This is a genomic window from Aquiflexum sp. (assembly GCF_041749095.1).
In the GTDB taxonomy this organism is placed as follows: Bacteria; Bacteroidota; Bacteroidia; order Cytophagales; family Cyclobacteriaceae; genus Aquiflexum.
Genome location: NZ_JBGTCA010000038.1, coordinates 1 through 5188 on the forward strand (window position 1 = coordinate 1; position 5188 = coordinate 5188).

The window sequence follows — 5188 nt, forward strand, 5'->3', positions numbered from 1 at the left end:
TTTTTTCGAGTTGGTCAATGGCTATCGGGTTGAAGAATCCAAAAACCTGATGATGGATGAAAAGTTAAACCATCTTTCCATGATCGGAATTGCATTCGAAGCAGGATTCAGTTCAAAGACTGCATTCAATACTGCTTTTAAAAAACATACCGGAATGACTCCAAGCCAATTTAAAAAAGAGGCTTTATTTTAACCCTAATTTGTCAAATTAAACATTGTTAAAAGAAACCTACCAGGTTTATTAACTGTACATGCAAAGGATTAACAGTTTAAAGGTTATAAAACCTGGCAGGTTTTAGCCCATTCCCAAACATGACAAAGTAGGGTTAAATTATATGCATTTTCCAAGAATTCCTGAAGGCACTATTTTATAAATAGAAAAGCTTAAGCTGGTGACTACTTCTTTTTCAAAACATCACTAATTTCCTCCATCCATAGTATTCTTCCTTTAAAAACGTAAGGAAGGGTCATTCCATATTTGGGCAAATAAATGCTTTCTGAGGGTGGATGGTTCAGCTTTTCAAACCAGAACTTTTTCATTTTGGGGTTTAATGCAATTTCTTCATTGTCTATATGAAATTCTCCATAACTTATTCTTTGCATTTTTCTTTTGATTCTCAATAACCAAAAACACCTCTATTGTACTGGTTTCGCCCATTTTACATAACTGCTTGAAAATTAATGGGGTATAAATTCTTTTCATCATTAAAAAAATATGTTCCACTTTTCTAAATAGAACTTTTTTAATGGTTCAGTCCCCCAATTTTGAAGGGAATTCCAAACGGAACTCAAAGAATTTTCAAGTTAAATTAAACTTAACCATTTATCATTTAAACAAAACCACAATGAAAAAAACCACATTAATTATCCTTTTACTTTTTCTGAGTGTGGGCCTTTTGAAGGCTCAACAAGAAAAAAAGACCCTAAGCGGGTATGTCCGGGATGTTTCGACAGGAGAGGAGCTTCTTGGAGCAACTGTCCTGATCAAAGGTACCTCGGAAGGGGCTGTTACCAACCTTTATGGATTTTACTCCATTTCCCTGAATCCTGGTCATCATACGGTTGCAATAAGCTATATGGGATTTGAATCCAGGACAATTGAACTTGAATTGCAAGACGATCTCAATTTTTCCATAGAATTGATGCCAAACAATCTTTCACTGGAAACGGTGGAAGTGTCCGCAATCTCCAAAGACGAAAAAATCCTTGAAATTGGGAGCGGAATAGAAAGGGTATCCATGGATCAGATGAGAAAGATGCCCAAGCTATTGGGAGAGGTTGATCTTATCAGAAACATTCAGTTGCTTCCGGGTATATCCACAGTAGGAGAGGGCACTTCCGGGTTTAATGTCCGTGGTGGTGGAGCAGATGAAAACCTGATTTTGCTCGATGAAGCAACTGTATTTAATGCCGCACATGTGATGGGCTTTTTCTCAGTTTTCAATTCCGATGCGATCAAGGATGTCAAAATCTATAAGGGTGGATTGCCGGCCCAGTATGGAGGAAGGTTGTCTTCTGTCCTTGATGTAAGGCAATTGGAAGGCAATTCCAAAAAGTTACAGGTTAAAGGAGGAATTGGACTTTTGAGCAGTAGGCTTACTGTGGAAGGTCCCATCCAAAAAGACAAAACTTCATTTTTGGTAGCAGGCAGACGTTCCTATATGGATGTCTTCACCAGACTATCCGGTGACGAAGAACTGAAAAACAACAACCTCTATTTCTATGATTTCAATGCAAAGGTGAACCATAAGTTTTCAGATAAAGACAGGGTTTTTCTTTCCTATTATTCTGGCAACGATGTGATGAAGTTGGGTGATCTTTTCAGCAGCAGTTGGGGAAACAACACCATGACCTTTAGATGGAACCATGTGTTCAATCCCAGGTTGTTTACAAATATCACTGTCACCAACAGCAATTATTTTTACCATATCATAGGCAGCCATGGTCCTGATTCCTGGGATTGGAAATCAAGTATTCTGAACCAGACCTTTAAAGCTGATGCTGCATATTTTGTAAACCCAAACAGGACAATAGATTTTGGTCTCCAATCAAATATGCAGGATTATGTACCGGGAACTATCTTGCCAACAGGGGAAGAATCTGCGGTGAATTCAATAGAAATGGCCAAAGAACATGCCATTGAATCAGGAGCCTATGTGTCATGGAATGAAAAGATCAATGAACAATGGAAATTGGAACTGGGACTCAGGTACGTGGACTTCAGAAGACTTGGCGGAACTCAATATATTTATCAGGATGGAGTAATGGAAAGAGATGCGATTATTGACTCGGTCAGGTTTTCAAGACATCAGACCATGGCCAGTTACAATGGTATTGAACCAAGGTTTAACCTGAGTTACACTCCCAATAAAACCACTGCCATCAAGGCAAGTTTTCACAGGGCCAATCAATTTGTTCACCTGATTTCCAACACCAATGCTCCTTCTCCAATAGATGTTTGGAAGCCATCCAATGCCTATCTGAAACCTGCACAAGTGGATCAGCTATCCTTGGCATTTGTCAAGGGAATCCAAAACAACAACTTCGAATTGGTAGTCGAAAGTTATTATAAGGATTACAGAAGGGTTCAGGACTTTAAGGATGGAGCTAGGCTGGCCTTTAATGAAACCTTGGAAACAGAAGTGTTGGAAGGTATAGGTCGGGCCTATGGATTGGAGGCGTCCATAGAAAAAAAGGAAGGCAGGTTTACAGGACGGATCAGCTATACCCTTTCGAGGTCAGAAAGAAAGGTGGCCGGAATCAATCAAGGTGAGTGGTATAGGGCCAATTTTGACAAACCTCATGACCTTAGTATATATGGTTTGTACCAGCTTAACAAAAAGTGGGATTTCTCGGCCAACTTTGTTCTGGCATCAGGAAGACCATTTACCCAACCTATTGGAAAGTATGAATGGGAGGGAATGGTCCTGCCAGTAATGGGAGAAAGGAATGCCCATAGGATTCCAACCTATCATAGACTGGATATTTCTGCCAACCTAAGTCCCGAAGGCAAAAGAGGATCATGGAGTTTTGGACTTTATAATGTCTACGCCCGAAGGAATGCCTACTCTGTCTTTTTCAGACAGCAGGAAAATTCCCCTCAGACAGAGGCAGTGAGACTATCGATTTTAGGATCAGTAATCCCTAGTGTAACCTATAACTTTAAATTTTAACGAAGATGAAAATTGTAAAAAATATATTGATCGTTTTGTTCTTGTTTACCATGTTCTCCTGCATGGATACCATTGAGTTGGATGTAAAATCCTATGAAGCCATGGTAGTGGTAGATGGAGAAATAAATAATATGGATGATGTGCAGTCATTAAAATTGTCCATAACCCAGCCGTATTTTCAAAGCAGCCAAAAGATTATCATTGAAGAAGCTGTAGTTAACTTATTTGAAGAAAATAATCTTATAGGTACATATTCTTACATCAAAGAAGGGGAGTATTTATTGGACTATAAAGGTAAAATAGGAAGTGAATATAAAATTGAGATTACTTTACCGGATATCCCAGGCCATGAAAATTTCAGCCGTAAGGTGATATTAAGTGATACTGAGAAACTCGATCCAGTATCCGAAATCACCGCAATTAATTATGAATACAAACCGGAAAGTTTGGTTTTTGAAGAAGGGTATTACCTGTTGATAGATACATATGATCCAAAAGGAAAAGGGAACAACTACAGGTGGAAAGTAAAGGTGAACGGAGTGCTTTCAAATGATCCACGCCAGATTATGGTGTTGGAGGATGACCGTGTGGATGGGAATCTGGTAGCAGGGCTTGATTTGACCTTTGATCCATTTCAGGAAGGGGATGAAATAGTCGTTTACCAACAATCTATCAGCAATATGTTTTACCAGTATTTATTTGACATCTATATGCAGGCATTGACACAGGAGAGTTTCTTCGATTCACCGGCCTACAACCCTAAATCCAATTTGATTTCAGATATTGCAGTAGTGGGATATTTTAATGCCAGTGCTTACCATAAAGCTGAAATAGTGATTGGGCAATAGTGTCGTGTCGATTTAGAAAAATGATCCAAGAAATTCCTGAAAAAAAGAATTTACCCTTGATATGCTAATCATCGCACAGCAAGGGGAAATTCTATTTTTAAAACAAGAATCGCCATGTCAGATTAATCGGCCTGATATTTTCAACATTTCCGGCTTGCAGAAGAGGGTTAAATTGGTAGGTAAGACCAAAAGTTGATGCATTTAGGATTTCCAGTTTTTTGAAGTAATTGCCCTTAAACCCAAGCATCAACTCTGCCTGAAAATTAAATGGACTGGCCACTTCTGACAAGCTGATGGTCTGATTCTGGTTATCATCCCTGTAGGTAAATGTGGTACTGAGGTTATAACCGCCTCTCAAACCTGTTTGAATGAAAATGTTTGGAGTTTGTTTACTGTTGTTTTCCCGAAAATAAAATCTGGTCTGAGCTGAAAGGTTAAGGCTGTTTTGAAATACCCTGGTATATTTTATTCCGTCCGGAGCTTGGATAAAATAATTGCTTTCACCTAAGACCGGAAAGAAATCGAGATTATAAGTCAATCTCTCCAGTTCTAATCCGGTAATAAATGACAGCCTTTTGTTGAACGGCAATTCCTTCATTAGGCCTATTTGGACATTGCCGTGTCCATCTTGATAAAAGTTATCAGGAACACCTTGAAGGAAACTTACCCCCGCGCCAAAGCTAAAGTAGGTTTGGGATTTGTAAGGTTTTTTTGAAGTTTTACGCAATTCTTGGGCTTCTGAATTAAACATGGCCAAGGGAACCATAATTGAGAAGCATACTAGGATTTTTTTGATAGTTTGAATTTTCATGATTATACCTGATTGATTTACAGGTACAAAGTTGGGGGATGATGATGAGGTAAAAATTGATCTAGGTTAAGAACGTACTTTTCTTTTCTCCATTAACTTTTTTCTGATCCTGCTCAGGGATTCAGGTTTGATGTTGAGGTAGGAGGCAAGATGTTTTAAAGGAACCTGTTCCAGATACACGGGGTATTTCTGCATGAGCTTTACATACCGCTCACTGGCCGAATCTGTCAAAAGTGAGATTTCCCTTTGTTCCCGCCAGATGTAATATTGTTCCACAGCTGTTCTGCCAAATTTATTGCTCTCGGGAAATTGTTCATAAAGGTGTTGCAAAAAAGTGTAAGGCAGTGAAGCAAGTA

General features: G+C 38.9%; 6 protein-coding genes. 3 read left to right on the forward strand and 3 right to left on the reverse strand.

Annotated elements, in window-relative coordinates:
* Positions 1 to 193, forward strand: a 193-nt coding sequence (locus ACEW8O_RS03085; RefSeq protein ID WP_373493157.1) for a helix-turn-helix domain-containing protein, incomplete at its 5' end; no start/stop codon positions are given.
* Positions 194 to 396: 203 nt separating this feature from the next.
* On the opposite strand, the gene ACEW8O_RS03090 is transcribed toward ACEW8O_RS03085, so the two are convergent.
* Complete coding sequence (locus ACEW8O_RS03090) at positions 397 to 603, reverse strand: hypothetical protein (protein WP_373493158.1); 207 nt, start codon at positions 601 to 603, stop codon at positions 397 to 399.
* 242 nt (positions 604 to 845) lie between these two features.
* On the opposite strand from ACEW8O_RS03090, the gene ACEW8O_RS03095 reads away from it, so the two are divergent.
* Positions 846 to 3173 carry a TonB-dependent receptor domain-containing protein gene (locus tag ACEW8O_RS03095; protein ID WP_373493159.1) on the forward strand — a complete coding sequence of 776 codons (2328 nt, stop codon included), beginning with the start codon at positions 846 to 848 and terminating at the stop codon, positions 3171 to 3173.
* A 5-nt stretch (positions 3174 to 3178) separates the two neighbouring features.
* On the forward strand, positions 3179 to 4021 hold the full coding sequence (locus ACEW8O_RS03100) for a DUF4249 family protein (protein WP_373493160.1): 843 nt from the start codon (positions 3179 to 3181) through the stop codon (positions 4019 to 4021).
* 97 nt (positions 4022 to 4118) lie between these two features.
* Here ACEW8O_RS03100 and ACEW8O_RS03105 read toward each other — a convergent pair whose 3' ends face one another.
* Positions 4119 to 4832 (reverse strand): outer membrane beta-barrel protein, encoded by a 714-nt coding sequence (locus ACEW8O_RS03105; RefSeq protein WP_373493161.1) that lies wholly within the window; start codon positions 4830 to 4832, stop codon positions 4119 to 4121.
* A gap of 66 nt (positions 4833 to 4898) precedes the next feature.
* Positions 4899 to 5188, reverse strand: a 290-nt coding sequence (locus ACEW8O_RS03110) for a Crp/Fnr family transcriptional regulator (protein WP_373493162.1), incomplete at its 5' end; no start/stop codon positions are given.

What these genes read in the sequence shown, in the direction of transcription:
- ACEW8O_RS03090 (WP_373493158.1), bottom strand. Translation starts at nt 603, where the DNA reads ATGCAAAGAATAAGTTATGGAGAATTTCATATAGACAATGAAGAAATT.
- ACEW8O_RS03095 (WP_373493159.1), top strand. Translation starts at nt 846, where the DNA reads ATGAAAAAAACCACATTAATTATCCTTTTACTTTTTCTGAGTGTGGGC.
- ACEW8O_RS03100 (WP_373493160.1), top strand. Translation starts at nt 3,179, where the DNA reads ATGAAAATTGTAAAAAATATATTGATCGTTTTGTTCTTGTTTACCATG.
- ACEW8O_RS03105 (WP_373493161.1), bottom strand. Translation starts at nt 4,832, where the DNA reads ATGAAAATTCAAACTATCAAAAAAATCCTAGTATGCTTCTCAATTATG.